The organism is Bacillus sp. V2I10 (genome assembly GCF_030817055.1).
GTDB lineage: Bacteria > Bacillota > Bacilli > Bacillales > Bacillaceae > Bacillus_P.
Genome location: NZ_JAUSYV010000001.1, coordinates 3,516,913 through 3,533,003 on the forward strand (window position 1 = coordinate 3,516,913; position 16,091 = coordinate 3,533,003).

Genomic DNA, 16,091 nt, shown 5'->3' on the forward strand with positions numbered 1-16,091 from the left:
GAGAGCTCTTTGCATATAAAAAGCAGAGATATAATTATTGACTATAAAAAATCCAGAAGCCGGTTTTTAACATAAGACTGAAACAGCAAAATTTCACGAAAAAAGCCTTTATAAACAAAGAAAGCAGCCAAATGCAGGCTGCGGACATGTTTGTGTAAAATTAGTATAGCATATTATGAGGAAAACGAGAATGTCATAGAAATTTTTTGTCCCGGAGAGTACTGCTCGTTTAAAAAATCCTGCGGATCTGTACTTAAAAGCCGGACAATTTCATATTGATTCTGTTCGGTCTGTCTGACAACCATTTGCAGTCCATTCATTTCGATGGTTGAAACACTCTCAAAATCAGCTGTTTGTACAGGGAATATGAGCTCTTCAGGCATGGATGTGTATAAAATCATTGCAGCATTTGCTCCTCGCCGGATTCGTCTTTCTTGCCAATCATTTCATTTAACTTCATGATCGCCTGGCCTACACCGCCGACTCCGTCAATCAGCCCGTAGTCTACTGCGTCATTGCCGACAACATTCGTTCCGATATCCCGAGTTAAATTGCCTTTTGAAAACATGAGTTCTTTAAACTTTTCTTCCGTAATATTTGAGTGTTTTGTTACAAAATTAACAACTCGATCCTGCATTTTGTCCATATACTCAAACGTCTGCGGCACTCCGATGACTAAACCAGTTAATCTGACTGGATGTATCGTCATAGTTGCTGTTTCTGCTATAAAAGAGTAGTCGCAAGAAACCGCAATTGGCACGCCAATGGAATGACCTCCGCCTAAAACAATTGAAACAGTAGGCTTTGATAAAGATGCAAGCATTTCAGCAATTGCAAGACCTGCTTCAACGTCTCCGCCAACAGTATTCAGCACTATAAGGAGTCCTTCTATTTTTGGATTTTGCTCAATGGCTACGATTTGCGGGATGACATGCTCATATTTAGTCGTTTTATTTTGAGGAGGAAGCTGAATATGTCCTTCTATTTGCCCGATGATTGTCAGGCAATGAATACTTGCATCCTGGGATAATTGCGGAACATTTGTCTGTCCAAGCTGCTGAATTTTTTCAACTAGAGAAGGTTCCTTCCCCTCTTGTTTATCCCCATTCTGTTCTGAATTTTCCTGTATGTAGCGGGAATCTTTGCTCATGTTGCTTCACCCTTCCTTTCATCAATGTTTTTATTATTCGCAGGTCTGCCTGAAAACATTCGAAAGGGGTAAAAATTAGGTCCTTTTCCAGTTAAAAAAGGAGCCTTTAAAAAGGCTCCTTTTGTTTAGATTTCCATGATGATCGGTAAAATCATCGGTCTGCGCTTCGTTTGTTCAAATAAGAAACGATTCAGCGCCTCACGGATATTTAATTTTAATGCAGACCATTCAATTCCATGGCCCTGCATGCTTTTTTCAACAATATCAGTTACCATTTCAGAAGCTTTTAAAATAAGTTCTTCCGATTCCCTTACATAGACAAATCCTCTAGAAATGATCTCAGGTCCGGAAATCATTATTTTTTTAGAGCGATCCAGTGTAACTACGACAATGAGAATGCCGTCTTGAGAAAGAAGTCTCCGGTCTCGCAGCACAATGTTTCCAATATCGCCAACGCCCAAACCGTCTATCAGAACATTCCCTGAAGGCACTTTAGATATCGATTTAACTTTATTCTGAGAGAGCTCAATCACATCGCCTTTTTCAACAACGAAAATATTCTCGGTTTCTATTCCGGCGGATTTAGCAAGTTTAGCATGTGCTTTTTGCATTTTGTACTCGCCGTTAATCGGAATAAAGTATTTTGGCTTCATCATATTCAGCATCAATTTTAATTCTTCCTGGCTGCCGTGCCCTGATACATGAATTTGCTTTTGTCCGAAAATGACATTGGCACCAGCGCGGTAGAGTAAATCCACTGTCTTAGAAAAATGAAGCTCATTTCCTGGAACAGGTGTCGCAGAGATAATAACTGTATCATCTTTTTCAATTCGGATTTGTTTATGTGCGCCTTTTGCCATACGGGTTAATACAGTGAGTGGTTCTCCCTGATGACCTGTTGTCAGAATCGCTACTTCATTTTTAGGATATTTATCGATATCTTGGACGGGTATGATTAAATTTTCACTTTCAGTGATGTATCCTAAATTTTTTGCAATTTCATAAACATTTTTTATTGAATTTCCAAGCAGGACCAGTTTTCTCTTATTATCAGATGCAGCTTCAATCACCTGAACGATGCGGTTGATGTTTGATGCATAAATCGCTACAATCGTTCTTCCATTTGCATTGTACATAGCATCTGAAATCTCATGCCCCACAACGGTTTCAGAAGCTGTAAAGCCTGGCCGTTCGGCATTTGTACTGTCAGACAGAAGGCAAAGGACACCTCGCTCTCCGATCATGGCCATTTTGCCTAAATCAGAGCTCGTATTGAGCACAGGAGTTGTATCAAATTTAAAATCCCCTGTGTGCACAATCGCTCCTAGTGATGTATGGAAGCATACTCCGACTGAATCAGGGATGCTGTGAATCGTTCTGAAGAAAGATACATTCACGCCATCAAAATCTAAAACAGTGGTAGAATCAACTTCCTGATAATCTGCTTTTTGTTTCGGATTTAGTTCTTTTACTTTTTGGGACACTAAAGCAAGAGTCAGTTTTGTTCCATAAACCGGAATGGACAGATGTCTCAGCACATAGAAAACGCCGCCAATGTTCTCGTCGTGACCATGTGTTAAAAAGATGCCCTTCACCCGATCTGCATTCTCCCGCAAGTATGTAATGTCAGGAATGACCATATCAATCCCTAACATCCCGGCTTCTGGATACATTAATCCAGCATCAACGATAAAGATGTTATGATCGATTTCAATGACATACAAATTCTTGCCAATTTCTCCAACTCCGCCTAGGGCAATAATCTTGATGTTTTCTGTCTGTTTATTCAATTGGTAATCCTCCCTGAACCCGTCCAATACAACTAATGCTTATTATAACTGATGAAAGAAATGGAATACAAGGAAATAATCTCTTGGGGCTGAAATCTAAGCAGGAAATGAAAAGAAAGTGAGGACATTTTCATATATTGTGGTAAAAAGGACCAATCCTGTGATTGGTCCTCTGGTTTTAGATGGAAGAGATGACTTTCGTCAATTCATTTCTTTCCGTTTCAGTTAATGAGACGAGCGGCAATCTTACAGGTCCGACGTCTAGCCCTTTAAGCTGAAGAGCCGTTTTAACCGGTGCCGGATTAGGAGCTTTGAAAAGCTGTTTCATAATGGGAAGAAGCTGACGGTGAATGGCGCCTGCTCTTACATTTTCACCCGCGTTAAAAGCTGTGATCATTTCCTGCATTTCATTGCCGATAACATGTGATGCTACAGAAACAATCCCCGCACCCCCGATTGAAAGAACAGGAAGTGTTAAGCCGTCATCTCCAGAATATAAAGCAAAATCCTCTGGAGTTTTTGAGATAATTTCAGACATTGCTTCCAAATCACCGCTCGCTTCTTTCACAGCGACCACATTTGGAAGCTCTGCAAGGCGGGCGATGGTATCAGGAGAAATGCTTACTGCCGTGCGTCCCGGGACATTGTAAATCATTACCGGAAGCTCAGTTGCCTCTGCAATGGTTTTAAAATGCAGGTAAAGCCCTTCTTGATTCGGCTTATTGTAGTAAGGTGCTACAAGCATAACTGCGTCAACTCCTGCAGCTTCTGCTTTTTTTGTCAGGCCGATTGATGCTTTTGTGTTATTGCTTCCCGTGCCGGCAATAACAGGGACTCTGCCGTTCACTTCAGAGACAACATGCTTGAATAATGCAATCTTTTCTTCTGATGTAAGTGTAGGAGATTCTCCAGTTGTTCCTGCCACAACTAATGAATCAGACCCATTCTTAATTAAAAAATTTACAAGCTGTGATGTTTTAGCAAAATCAATGTTTCCATTTTTATCAAATGGGGTTACCATGGCTGTAGATATCTTACCAAAGTCAATCATTGTGACACTCCTTTTTTATCCTCTTGAGACTTTCTTCTAGTTCGAGAGATCAAACGCATCATGCAGAGCGTTTACTGCATTGATCATATCCTCTTCTTTTACCAATACCCAAATTGTCGTATGACTATCTGCAGATTGAAGAATTTGTATTCCCTGTTCAGACAATGCCGTAACAATTTTTGCAGTTACACCGGGCACTCCGGCTATTCCCGCTCCAACTGTAGAAACTTTTGCACAATGTCTTTTGACGGATGGTTCATAATCCATGCCTCTTAAAATTTCAATAGCATAGTCCGTTACTTCTTCAGCAACTGTATAAATAACTGAACTTGGCGTAATATTGAAGAAATCCACGCTGATTCCTGCACGCGCCATTGATTTAAATACCTCAGTCTGCACCTCGTATTGACCTTCTTTGGCAGATACATGGATCTGTGTGACATTCGACACATTGGCGATGCCGGTGATCAGCCTATCATTTATATCACTGCCCAAATTTTCCGAATGATGGGATGTAACAAGTGTACCAAGACCTTCGGAATAGGTTGAGCGGATTCTGATTGGAACTTTTGCCTGCATCGCAATTTCAACAGCTCTCGGGTGAATAACTTTTGCACCCTGATAAGCCAAGTTGCAAATCTCAGTATACGTTACAGTTGTAAGAGGCTTTGCTTTTTCAACAATTCTTGGATCTGCGGTCATGACACCTTCTACATCTGTGAAAATATCAATAAATTCTGCTTCAAGGGCCGCTCCCAGCGCTGCTGCCGACGTATCGCTTCCCCCCCTGCCGATGGTTGTTATATCTCCGCTCTTTGTTGCTCCCTGGAAGCCTGCTACAACAACCACGTCATTGTGATCAAGCTCTCTTCTGAGACGTTCGCACCTCATATCAAGGATTTTTGCATTTGTATAATCTTCATTTGTTAAAAACCCTGCCTGCGCTCCGCTCAGTGAAGATGCTTCAATTCCTTCTGACTTCAGCATGCTTGTGAAAACTACGGAAGAGATGGTTTCTCCGCAGGATAACAGCATATCCTGTTCCCGCTTTGAAATCGAAGCTGTTCCGCCGTATAGAAGATTTAAAAAGGAATCTGTCGCGTACGGGTCTCCGTTTCTGCCCATTGCTGAGACGACTACTACCACTTTATACTGCTCTTTTAATGCATCTCTTATATGTTTTAATGCCATCTTCCGGCCGTGATCATCCTTAACAGATGTTCCGCCGAACTTTTGAACGATTATTTTCATCCTTACACCCCGACTCTATACGTAAGAGAAGAGAGCAGGTAAAATGTACCCTCGCTCTCTTCGATCCTGCTTATACTAATTTCAATTTCACAAGGCTTTCTGCAATTTGAACGGAATTCCATGCTGCGCCTTTTAAAAGATTATCAGACACGATCCATAAATGGAAGCCATTTGCACGATCAGGATCTTTGCGGATGCGTCCGACAAAGACATCATTTTTCCCTACACAATCTGCAGGCATTGGATATGTTTGGGTAAGCGGATCATCCTGAAGAGTAACTCCCGGTGCACCTTTTAATAATTCATGAATCTCTCTCACGCTGACAGAATCCGAATCAAGTTCAATGTAAACAGATTCAGAATGACCAGTCTCAATCGGAATTCGCACGCATGTAGCTGCTATTTCAAGGTTTGACATGTGCATGATTTTTTTCGTTTCATTCATCATTTTCATTTCTTCGAAAGTGAAGCCATTTTCTTCAAATTTGTCAATTTGAGGAATCGCATTAAAAGCGATCTGAAAATGCTTTTTGTCCCCTTTTACAGGCAGAATTTCTGGAGTAAACTCTTCGCCTTTCAAAATTGCTTCCGACTGAGTTTTCAGTTCTTCAATTGCAGCGGCGCCAGATCCTGATACTGCCTGGTATGTCGAAACGATTACTTTGTTTAAGCCATGAGCCTGACGCAAAGGTTCAAGGGCGACAACCATTTGTATGGTAGAGCAGTTTGGATTGGCAATAATGCCGTTATGTTTGGTTAAATCTTCCTCGTTTACCTCCGGAACTACAAGCGGAACATGCTCATCCATGCGGAAGGCACTTGTATTATCAACAACAATTGCCCCGTGCTTGACAGCTTCAGGAGCAAATTCTTTAGAAACACTGCCGCCTGCGCTGAAAAGTGCAATCTGTACCCCTTTAAAGCTGTCAGGGCTTGCAGCCTGAACTTCATATTCCTCTCCTTTAAACATCACTTTTTTGCCGGCTGATCTTGCAGAAGACAATAAAGTCAATTTAGAAATAGGAAAGTCCCGCTCTTCCAAAGTCTGCAGCATTTGCTGTCCGACCGCGCCTGTTGCGCCCAGGACAGCAACATGATAACCATTTGTATTCATACATCAAAACTCCTTCCGCGATTATCCGTATACTATCGGATTAACTTCATATCATATTGCGTATTAGTTTATCATAGACTAGGTGTATTCATTATTCAACCATGATTTTTCTTGCCTTCTATTCTACCAATAAGGAGGCTATTCGTCATCACGAAATTTTTCAATGATTACCGGCTGAAACTGCGAATGCTCTAATGCTGCTTCCACTGTTTCCAATAATAAGTCCATTTTGGCCACTAAAGAATTTGGCTTTTTAAATGGAGCATCCTGGCCAAATGGAATAAAATAAATATTCTTTGCAGCCATGAGCTTCATCAGATTCGCCCCATTTAAACCAAGCCCGTCATTCGTAGAAATGCCAAGTACCACCGGCTTCTGGTTTCTTAAAGTAGCCTTCGCAGCCATCAGCACCGGAGATTCTGTCATTGCATTTGCAAGTTTGCTCATTGAATTTCCTGTCATCGGAGCAACAACCATGCAGTCAAGCGGAATTTTCGGCCCAAGCGGTTCTGCTCCTACAATGGAATCAATGACTTTATGACCTGTCAGCTCTTCAATCTTTTTTATCCACTCTTCACCTTCGCCAAATCTTGTATTTGTGACTTTAACCGTATTTGTGACGACAGGCATCACATCTGCTCCTTCGTCAATCAATCGTTTAATCTGCGGATAAACTGCATCATATGTGCAGTGAGACCCTGTCAATCCAAATCCGATTCTTTTGCCTTTAACCTTCATGATGATGACCCCTTCCTTTTGGAGAATTCCTCTGTAAGCAGCGCCGCCAATACGTTCGCCACAATCTGACCGGCCGTTTTCGGTGCGACTATTCCCGGAAGACCCGGTGCAAGCAATGCTTTTATGCCCCTTTTTTCAGCATATTTAAAATCCGTTCCCCCCGGCTTTGATGCAAGGTCAATAATCAGTGTGTGGGCAGGCATTTTAGAAATCACTTTTGCCGTCACGATGTGATAAGGAATCGTATTAATGCAGATATCTATTTGCGAAACTTGTTTTTCTAGATCCTCAAGCTGAAAGGACTCAAGCCCCATTTCAATAATTCTTGCGATATGCGAAGACTTTCTTGCTCCGACCTTGACTTTTGCTCCAAGTGCCGAGAATGTACGGGCAACGCTCATTCCTACACGTCCAAGTCCAAGTACAGCAATTCTTGAACCGTGAATCGTAAAATCAGTGTGCTGAATAGCCATCATAATTGTTCCTTCTACGGTCGGAATGGAATTGTAGATCGCTACATCATCTCTTTCAAAAAGCTGAACAAGTTCTCGGTTCGATCCATCAATTATTCCGTCTAAGTATGGATTGCTGATTCCAGAATAAATGATGCAATGAGGAGGTGTTCTTTGGATGATCTCCTCCGTTAACACTACTTCTTCATTGGAGAAGATTGTATCGACGTGCCCCTCTAAATTCGTTCCGGGAACAGGCAAAATAATCACATCTATTTCTTCAAAATGCACTTCGGCAAGCTTTAATTTCGCGGCTCCGGTAAATCCATGATCAAGCTGGTCAAAGCCTACTAAAAAAAGCTTTGCATCTAGTTCCGTCAATTTCCGGATGATCTCCAGCTGCCGGGCATCTCCTCCAATGACTGCTATATTAAGTCCTGTTAACATACGGCCCTTTCACCTACTTTTTCGCGATGTATATATTCATATTGATTGAATCCTGAGTGAACTTACTTAAACATCTTATGTAAAATCAGCAGGCGTGGTGATAGACTTTAAGGCATATAATTGTGAGACCTGAAATTGAATTGAAATCAGCGGCTTATACTCCAGCCCAGAAAAAATAAATCATTTTTTTCGCTGGCACTTTGAAGCTGATCCCATCAAAAAAAGCGATTGGCATCCAATCGCTTTTACTCTAAAAGTTTTATTTGATTATCTTCTATGTCTAAAATGATCATATCGGTGCCGATCTTTTTAATGTGAAGCCAGGGCACTCTGATTTCATTTCCCTGTTTTCTGAATCCAAACCATTTTACTGATGGAATGACAAGTGCAGTTATTTGACCGGTCTGCTCATTAATTTCCAGGTCCGTCTGTCCTAAAATTCCTAATCTCTCTGCTCTTTTCACATCTACAATTTCTTTCCCGCTCAGCTCGCTCAGCCTCATGAAATCACCATCCTTTTTATCATATATATCCATTTGGACACAAAAAAGACCTGCAGGAAGATTCCTGCAGGTCTTGACTGATTATTGTTTTAAGGCAGAAGGAAGCTTTCCGTCCGGGCTGATCAGAGCAATGGAGTAATCATCTGTAAATAATTGTTTTGCAAGGGCATTGACATTATCTGCCGTTACTTCATTTATCATTTCGATCATTTCGTCCAGGCTGCGATGGCGCCCAAGAAGGAGTTCATTCTTACCGTTTCGGCTCATGCGGCTGTTCGTGCTTTCTAAGCTGAGCATCAAATTGCCTTTCATTTGTTCTATGCTGTTTGTGAGCTCTTTGGCTGTTATGCCTTCTTTTTTCAATGTAGCAAGAGTTTCCTGGATCGTTTCAAACAGAACATCAAGCTGTGCACGGCCTGTGCCTCCGTAAATCGTCAGCATGCCATTATCCTGATATGAGGAGTGATAAGAAAAGACTGAATAGGCAAGTCCTTTTTGCTCGCGGACATCCTGGAACAGTCTTGAGCTCATGCTGCCGCCAAGAACGTTGTTTAGTACGATTAAATCATAGATTTTTTCATGTCCAACTTGAAGTCCGTCAAAACCGATGCAAAGGTGAGCCTGCTCAGTATCTTTTTTGCGCGCAAGCTTCTGATCCATGAATGCCGGTGCACCTATTTCAGTTCCCTTTTGAGACGTCTCAAACGAACCGAATTGTTTTTCAACTTCTGAAATAAAGCTCTCTGAAATATTGCCTGCTACTGAAATCACAACATTCTCTGGAGTATAATATTGATCCATATACTCTCGCAATGTGTCGCTTTCGAATTTTGCAAGCGTTTCTTCCGTTCCTAAAATCGGATACCCAAGCGGATGATCACCGTATGTAGCTTTGCTGAGTAAATCATGTACGATATCGTCAGGAGTATCTTCATACATTTTAATTTCTTCATATACAACGTTTTTTTCTTTTTTCAGTTCAATATCATCAAACGTTGAGTTGAAGAACATATCTGCAAGGACTTCGAGCGCATAATCTGAATGTTCATCAAGCACTTTCGCATAATAGCAAGTATATTCTTTTGAAGTAAAAGCGTTTACTTGCCCGCCGATGCTGTCAAAAGATTCAGCTATTTCACGTGCTGATCTTGTTTTAGTTCCTTTGAAAAACATATGCTCTAAAAAGTGCGAAATCCCATTGTTTTTTTCATTTTCATTTCTTGAGCCCGTTCCAATCCATACCCCAATTGCAACCGATCTAACATGAGGGATATTTTCGAGCACTATTCTTACACCATTTTGGCATGTATACTTTTTAATCAATCTTGTTCCTCCTATCTGTAAGCTCCAAGGATCTGATGAATATGTGAAATATGTTAGTTTGATGCCGGCAGCCGTTCTTCATCCAAGAGCATTGATACAGAACCGAAAGAATATCCCTTCTGTTTAATTGACTGAATCAATGTTTCTAAACTTCTCGACGTGGAATCAGTAGGATGCATGAGAACCATAGCACCATTATGAACCTTTTTAAGAACACGTTCAACTAAAACGCCGGGCTCAGGCTTTTGCCAGTCAATTGTATCAACAGACCAGAGCACTGTTTCCATCTTAAATTCATCTGCTACGGTAATCACGTCCTGCCTGAAGCTTCCGCTTGGAGGAGCGAACCAGACTGGAGCGGCACCTGTAATCTCTTTGATGACGTCATTTGTTGAACCAATCTGTTTACGGATTTGATCTGTTGTGATCCTTGCCATATCAGGATGGGAATAAGAATGATTCCCAATTTCATGACCGGCCTCTTTTATTGTTTTAACAAGTACAGGATTTTCTTTTGCCCATCTTCCTTCTAAGAAAAAGGTAGCTTTTACTCCATGCTTATCAAGCACGTCAAGCATAGATGGAAGATATTCATTGCCCCAGGCAACATTAATGAGAAAGGAAACCATCGTTTTATCAGGGTGCCCTCTGTAAATCGGGGCTGAAGGCAGGTCAGATAAGTGCACTTTTGGCTTTATCTGCTTAAAGACAAGCTGCTTTTCATCAAATTTCCCTATTTTCTTCATCTTTTTATACGACTCATCAATATCAATGGTTATGCCGTTGTAGCCAGGAGTCGCTTTCCAGACCGTATGTATTTGAGCATCCTGTGCCGGTTTTTCATAATCCTTCACCTTTGCAGCGATTGTCTGGTAGAGTTCATCAGGCTGCTTTACAGCTGAAACTTCTGCAACTTTCATTGTAGACAAATAGGCTGATGTATATGGATTCAAAATGACAGCAGCAGTTATGATCAATATGAGCGCGATGCTTAAATAGTGGAACCTCTTCATGTTTGTCTTCCCCCTTTTTACTAGAAAATATGTACGAAGGGGACAAGGTAGAACATGTGCAATAGGTGCAAAGAGAGGAGAAAAAAGCAAAAAGAAGCCAGACCTAGCTTCTCTGGCTTCTACACTTTAAGAATTTTGCTTTTCTTTTTCTTTCTCGTCACGAAGAACTGCTTTTCTAGAAAGATTGACGCGACCTTGTTTATCAATTTCAGTTACCTTCACAAGCAACTCATCACCGATTTTAACAACATCCTCAACTTTTCCAACGCGCTCTTCTGCGAGTTCAGAAATGTGTACTAAACCGTCTTTGCCATTGAATATTTCAACGAAAGCACCGAACTTTTCAACGCGCTTCACTTTTCCTAAATACATTTGTCCAACAACAACTTCGCGGACAATGTCTTCAATAATTTGCTTCGCTTTTTGATTCATTTCCTCATTCGTCGATGCAATAAAGACCGTTCCGTCTTGTTCAATGTCAATTTTAACGCCAGTTTCTTCGATGATTTTATTGATTTGTTTACCGCTTGGCCCAATAACATCACGGATTTTATCAGGATTAATCGCCATCATTAAGATTTTAGGAGCATACTGAGAAAGCTCTGTACGAGGCTCTTTAATTGTTGCAAGCATTGAATCAAGGATTTCCATGCGTCCTTTTTTAGCCTGCAGAAGAGCTTCTTCTAAAATTTCACGGGATAATCCCTCAATTTTAATATCCATTTGAAGGGCAGTAACGCCTTTAGCTGTACCTGCAACTTTAAAGTCCATATCACCAAGGTGATCTTCCATTCCCTGAATATCAGTCAGCACTGAGTAATGTTCTCCTGACTTCACAAGTCCCATTGCAATTCCTGCTACAGGAGCTTTAAGCGGAACACCGGCATCCATCATGGCAAGTGTGCTTGCGCAAATACTTGCTTGTGATGTTGAACCGTTTGATTCAAGAACTTCTGATACAAGACGGACTGTGTACGGGAAATCCTTTTCTGAAGGAATAACGGGCTCAAGGGCTCTTTCGCCGAGCGCTCCATGGCCGATTTCACGGCGTCCAGGTCCGCGCATAAATCCAGTTTCCCCTACGCTGAACAGCGGGAAATTGTAATGATGCATAAAGCGTTTTGTTTCTTCAATGCCAAGACCATCAAGAATCTGGACATCTCCAAGTGCTCCAAGCGTACAAATGCTGAGAGCCTGAGTTTGCCCGCGTGTGAACAGACCTGAACCATGTGTGCGGGATAACAAGCCGACTTCTGAAGAAAGAGGACGGATCTCATCAATTTTACGGCCATCCGGGCGGATCTTATCTTCAGTGATCAGACGGCGTACTTCTTGTTTGACTAATTTAGAGAGGATTTCTTTCACTTGTTTAAGAGTGTCAGCATCTGCTTCCTGCTCTTCAAAATGGGCCACTACTGTTTTCTTCACTTCATTTATCGCTTCTTCGCGTGCATGTTTTTCCTGCACTTGAATCGCTGACAGCAAGTCTTTTTCAGCCATTTCACGAATGCTTGTCTCAAGATCAGCATCAAGAACATATAGTTTCACTTCTGATTTTGCTTTCCCGACTTGAGCTGCAATCTCTTCTTGAAATGCAATCAGACGTTTGATTTCATTATGACCGAACATGATCGCTTCAAGCATTGTTTCTTCAGGAACTTCATTTGCTCCTGCTTCTACCATGTTAATAGCATCTTTTGTGCCTGCAACAATTAAATTGATATCACTTTTATCCATTTGTTCAACTGTCGGATTGATGATAAATTGATCTTCAGCACGGCCGACAACCACACCTGCAATCGGACCTTCAAACGGAATGTCAGATACAGTTAAAGCAAGGGATGAACCGAACATTGCCGCCATTTCAGATGAACAGTTCTGATCGACACTCATCACAATGCTGACAACCTGCACTTCATTTCGGAAACCATCAGCAAACAATGGACGCAATGGACGGTCAATCAGACGGCTTGCAAGGATTGCTTTTTCACTTGGGCGGCCTTCGCGTTTAATAAAGCCACCAGGAATTTTACCTACTGCATAAAGGCGCTCTTCATAATTGACAGTTAACGGGAAAAAATCAACTGTTTTCGGTTCTTTTGATGCTGTTGCTGTACTTAATACAGCTGTTTCTCCATAGCGGATCAGTGCAGCGCCGTTTGCCTGTTTTGCCAGCTGGCCAACTTCAACGGTCAATTCTCTTCCAGCCCAATCAATGGAGAACACTTGTTTTTCTTGTCCCATATAAGAATGAACTCCTCTCGTCATATAAGTCACAACATACATTTATGTATTATTATGAACCATTTAAATTCAACATATCAATGTTATTCCGGTATGTAAATAGATCGCGTGTAAATCTTATTTTTTAAAGGATAAGAATAGTTAAATTTCATCCGCATCCGTGTCTGGCTGCAGCGCCTAAATTCTCAGGTAAGAACGGTCTGTCCAAGGCACTTTTGCTTTTCTTATTTTAATACACTAAAAAAGCGGGAATTCTCCCGCTTTTCAAAGATTATCGGCGTAAACCAAGCTTGTTGATTAGGTCACGATAACGAGTTACGTCATTATTGCGCAGGTACGTCAAAAGATTACGGCGTTTACCTACCATTTTCAAAAGACCGCGACGTGAATGGTGGTCTTTCTTATGAACACGTAAATGTCCATTAAGATTGTTAATATCCTCAGTTAGGATAGCGATTTGAACTTCTGGAGAACCAGTGTCCGTATCATGCGTTCTGTACTCAGTGATAATTTCATTCTTACGTTCTTGAGTGATTGCCATCCTATTCACCTCCTTCATTTAAAAACCCCAATTACCGAGCAAACGTTGGTGAATCGTTCTGCCAAGCAATGGTTATAAAAGTTACATTTATTAGAATACTATTTTTCCGGGCAGAAGGCAAGTGTTAATCTTGCAGATCCTGAAAAAATTGCTCAGCGGAAGCTTTATCTTTTCCAATTTGCTCGATCAGTTCGTCAATCGAACTGAATTTTTGCTCGCTTCTTATCCGTTTATACCAGAATATAGAAACATTCTTTCCATATATAGATTTATTAAACTCAAAAATATGGACTTCTATGCTTGGTTTTACTTTTTTTTCATCGTAAAATGTTGGTTTGTAGCCAATGTTGCATACTCCGTTATAAATCTCATCGTCTAGTTGAAATCTGACCGCGTACACCCCTGTCGGAGGGATTATGTATGCCCCGTCAAGCTCTATATTTGCCGTTGGAAAGCCAATCGTTCTGCCGCGCTTATCTCCATGTATCACTGTTCCATTTACTCTGTGCGGCCTGTTAAGAAGGCGGGAAGCATACTCAACATCCCCGCTTCTCAGCACCTCCCTGATCAGAGTTGAACTGATTTTCCGGTCATGATCTGTCTGCTTGCTGATTGTCGTTTGATCAAAAGCGCTTCTTGAATGAAAAGGCAAGGTTTCCATCGTACCTTTTCCAAGCCTGCCATAGGAATAATCAAAGCCTGCTATTACGTGCTTTACATTCAGCCTGATAATGTATTGGTCAACGAATTCCTGGGGCAGCAGTGCTGCAAACTCCTCGGAAAATTGAACGATAAAAAGATAGTCGATTTCAAGCTTTTTAATTAAATCAATTTTATCCTGCAGTGTTGTAATTGCCTCGACATGCTGAATATTTTTTCTTAAAACCACCGAAGGATGAGGATCAAACGTCATAACTGCACTTTTTAATCCTTTTTCTTCTGCTGTTTTTTTAGCTGTCAATATCACTTCCTGATGCCCACGATGAACGCCGTCAAAATAGCCAAGCGCCATTGCCAGCCGGGGCAATTCTATATCTTTTAAAGAGTGCGGATGCGTTAGTTTGATCGTTTTCACTCGTGTTTCACCTTTTCTGTATCAGCTTTCTTCCTCCAGGTCAGATGACAAGGACTTTGGAAGGTTTAAGGAAGTGAGGTTTTTCAGGATGCTGCTTATAAATCGCGAGGCAAGTTCCCTGTTCGTTATATACGGCAATCGAATCTTCAGCCGCATCATGTTCAAAACCAGCTGGAACCTCAAGCACAGCACCATTTTTCACTTTCTTTGCTAATGTATCATTTATGGACAATTTGGGCAAATGATTTAAAGCTGTGCTGATCGGGATGAGAATATCCTGCAGTCTGCTTTCATCTGCCATATTTTCGATTTCTTCAAAGGTGTGGCATTGATCAATTAAAAACGGGCCTGATGCTGTTCTAATCAAATGTGACATATGAGCAGGATATCCCAATTGTTCGCCGATCATCACAGCAAGGGTTCTTACATATGTACCTTTGGAACATTGAACTTTAAAACGAAAAGAAACCGTGTCTCCTATAGTTTCTATGTCAGATAAGATTGTCATCTCATGAATCGTGATTTTTCTTTTTGGCCTCTCAATTGTCTGTCCTGCTCTGGCGTATTCATACAGTTTTTTACCGCCTATTTTCACTGCCGAATACATTGGAGGAACCTGATCGATCTCACCTGTCAGAGCTTGCAGTGCTTCTTCTGCATCTTTCTTAGTGATAATAGTATCCACTTTTTTCTTTTCAACAACTTCGCCCGAGGCATCCTCTGTGGTTGTCGAGAAGCCCAAAGTAACTTCAGCTTCATATGTTTTCGATGCTGCAGTTAAATATTCAACAATCTTAGTTGCACGTCCCAGGCAGACAGGAAGTACTCCTGTGACATCTGGATCGAGGGTTCCGGTATGTCCGACTTTTTTCGTCTTAGCAATTCTTCTCATTTTTGCCACACAATCATGTGAGGTCATTCCGGCAGGCTTATTTATTAACAAAACACCTTCCATTACTCGTTTTCCGCCCTTCTGCATATGAAAGAATACATAAACGAAAAGGATAGACTGATGTCTATCCTCTCCTTTTAATCTTCCTGCTTGTTTTCTTGATTAATTTCGTGGATCAGTGTTTCGATCCGATTTCCATAATCAACGGATTCATCAAATTCAAAAAGGATTTCAGGTGTTTTTCTCAGCCTTATGCGCTGTCCGATTTCAGAACGGATAAAGCCTTTTGCTTTTGCAAGGCCTTTTAAAGTGTTTTCTCTCTTTTCTTCATCTCCAAGAACGGAAATGTAGACTTTTGCAATTTGCAGATCTCCGGAAACTCTTACATCTGTCACCGTAACAAATCCGATGCGGGGATCTTTAATTTTCCGGCTGATAATTTCGCCTAATTCCTTTTTCATTTGTTCGCCGACTCTGTTCGCTCGTAAACTCATGCTATCACCTCAC

The 16,091-nt window shown here is 41.2% G+C and carries 16 protein-coding genes; all 16 read right to left on the reverse strand.

The features are described 5' to 3' along the window. Nucleotides 1-173: 173 nt before the first annotated feature. Nucleotides 174-401: a YlzJ-like family protein gene (locus QFZ72_RS17765; RefSeq protein ID WP_284016640.1), complete on the reverse strand. Its 228-nt coding sequence runs from the start codon at nucleotides 399-401 to the stop codon at nucleotides 174-176. Beyond that, on the reverse strand, nucleotides 398-1,129 hold the full coding sequence (locus QFZ72_RS17770) for a ClpP family protease (RefSeq protein ID WP_373464705.1): 732 nt from the start codon (nucleotides 1,127-1,129) through the stop codon (nucleotides 398-400). The genes QFZ72_RS17765 and QFZ72_RS17770 overlap by 4 nt, the downstream gene beginning before the upstream one ends. A gap of 146 nt (nucleotides 1,130-1,275) precedes the next feature. Continuing rightward, the gene (locus QFZ72_RS17775) at nucleotides 1,276-2,940 is read right to left on the reverse strand and encodes a ribonuclease J (protein ID WP_307435807.1); all 1,665 of its coding nucleotides are present in this window, start codon (nucleotides 2,938-2,940) and stop codon (nucleotides 1,276-1,278) included. A 178-nt stretch (nucleotides 2,941-3,118) separates the two neighbouring features. Continuing rightward, nucleotides 3,119-3,991, reverse strand: coding sequence for a 4-hydroxy-tetrahydrodipicolinate synthase (gene dapA / locus QFZ72_RS17780; protein ID WP_307435809.1), 873 nt, complete (start codon nucleotides 3,989-3,991; stop codon nucleotides 3,119-3,121). Nucleotides 3,992-4,027: 36 nt separating this feature from the next. Next, a complete protein-coding gene (gene dapG, locus QFZ72_RS17785) occupies nucleotides 4,028-5,242 on the reverse strand; it encodes an aspartate kinase (RefSeq protein WP_307435811.1) in 1,215 nt (404 codons plus the stop codon). Between the two features lie 70 nt (nucleotides 5,243-5,312). Further along, complete coding sequence (gene asd, locus QFZ72_RS17790) at nucleotides 5,313-6,356, reverse strand: aspartate-semialdehyde dehydrogenase (protein WP_307435814.1); 1,044 nt, start codon at nucleotides 6,354-6,356, stop codon at nucleotides 5,313-5,315. A 138-nt stretch (nucleotides 6,357-6,494) separates the two neighbouring features. Next, the gene (gene dpaB, locus QFZ72_RS17795; RefSeq protein WP_307435816.1) at nucleotides 6,495-7,094 is read right to left on the reverse strand and encodes a dipicolinate synthase subunit B; all 600 of its coding nucleotides are present in this window, start codon (nucleotides 7,092-7,094) and stop codon (nucleotides 6,495-6,497) included. Continuing rightward, nucleotides 7,091-7,993 (reverse strand): dipicolinic acid synthetase subunit A, encoded by a 903-nt coding sequence (dpaA, locus tag QFZ72_RS17800; RefSeq protein WP_307435817.1) that lies wholly within the window; start codon nucleotides 7,991-7,993, stop codon nucleotides 7,091-7,093. The genes dpaB and dpaA overlap by 4 nt, the downstream gene beginning before the upstream one ends. A 245-nt stretch (nucleotides 7,994-8,238) precedes the next feature. Then, nucleotides 8,239-8,496 carry a YlmC/YmxH family sporulation protein gene (locus tag QFZ72_RS17805; protein ID WP_307435820.1) on the reverse strand — a complete coding sequence of 86 codons (258 nt, stop codon included), beginning with the start codon at nucleotides 8,494-8,496 and terminating at the stop codon, nucleotides 8,239-8,241. A gap of 81 nt (nucleotides 8,497-8,577) precedes the next feature. Next, the gene (locus QFZ72_RS17810; protein WP_307435821.1) at nucleotides 8,578-9,819 is read right to left on the reverse strand and encodes a M16 family metallopeptidase; all 1,242 of its coding nucleotides are present in this window, start codon (nucleotides 9,817-9,819) and stop codon (nucleotides 8,578-8,580) included. A gap of 53 nt (nucleotides 9,820-9,872) precedes the next feature. After that, entirely contained in the window at nucleotides 9,873-10,832 is a 960-nt protein-coding gene (locus QFZ72_RS17815) for a polysaccharide deacetylase family protein (RefSeq protein ID WP_307435825.1), read from the reverse strand. A 126-nt stretch (nucleotides 10,833-10,958) separates the two neighbouring features. Beyond that, nucleotides 10,959-13,076, reverse strand: a complete 2,118-nt coding sequence (gene pnp, locus QFZ72_RS17820) for a polyribonucleotide nucleotidyltransferase (RefSeq protein WP_307435828.1) — start codon at nucleotides 13,074-13,076, stop codon at nucleotides 10,959-10,961. 271 nt (nucleotides 13,077-13,347) lie between these two features. Continuing rightward, on the reverse strand, nucleotides 13,348-13,617 hold the full coding sequence (rpsO, locus tag QFZ72_RS17825) for a 30S ribosomal protein S15 (RefSeq protein ID WP_070877293.1): 270 nt from the start codon (nucleotides 13,615-13,617) through the stop codon (nucleotides 13,348-13,350). Between the two features lie 124 nt (nucleotides 13,618-13,741). Continuing rightward, entirely contained in the window at nucleotides 13,742-14,692 is a 951-nt protein-coding gene (ribF, locus tag QFZ72_RS17830; protein ID WP_307435832.1) for a bifunctional riboflavin kinase/FAD synthetase, read from the reverse strand. Between the two features lie 40 nt (nucleotides 14,693-14,732). Further along, the gene (gene truB, locus QFZ72_RS17835) at nucleotides 14,733-15,647 is read right to left on the reverse strand and encodes a tRNA pseudouridine(55) synthase TruB (protein WP_307435835.1); all 915 of its coding nucleotides are present in this window, start codon (nucleotides 15,645-15,647) and stop codon (nucleotides 14,733-14,735) included. Between the two features lie 74 nt (nucleotides 15,648-15,721). Further along, a complete protein-coding gene (gene rbfA / locus QFZ72_RS17840) occupies nucleotides 15,722-16,078 on the reverse strand; it encodes a 30S ribosome-binding factor RbfA (protein WP_070877290.1) in 357 nt (118 codons plus the stop codon). Between the last annotated feature and the right edge of the window lie 13 nt (nucleotides 16,079-16,091).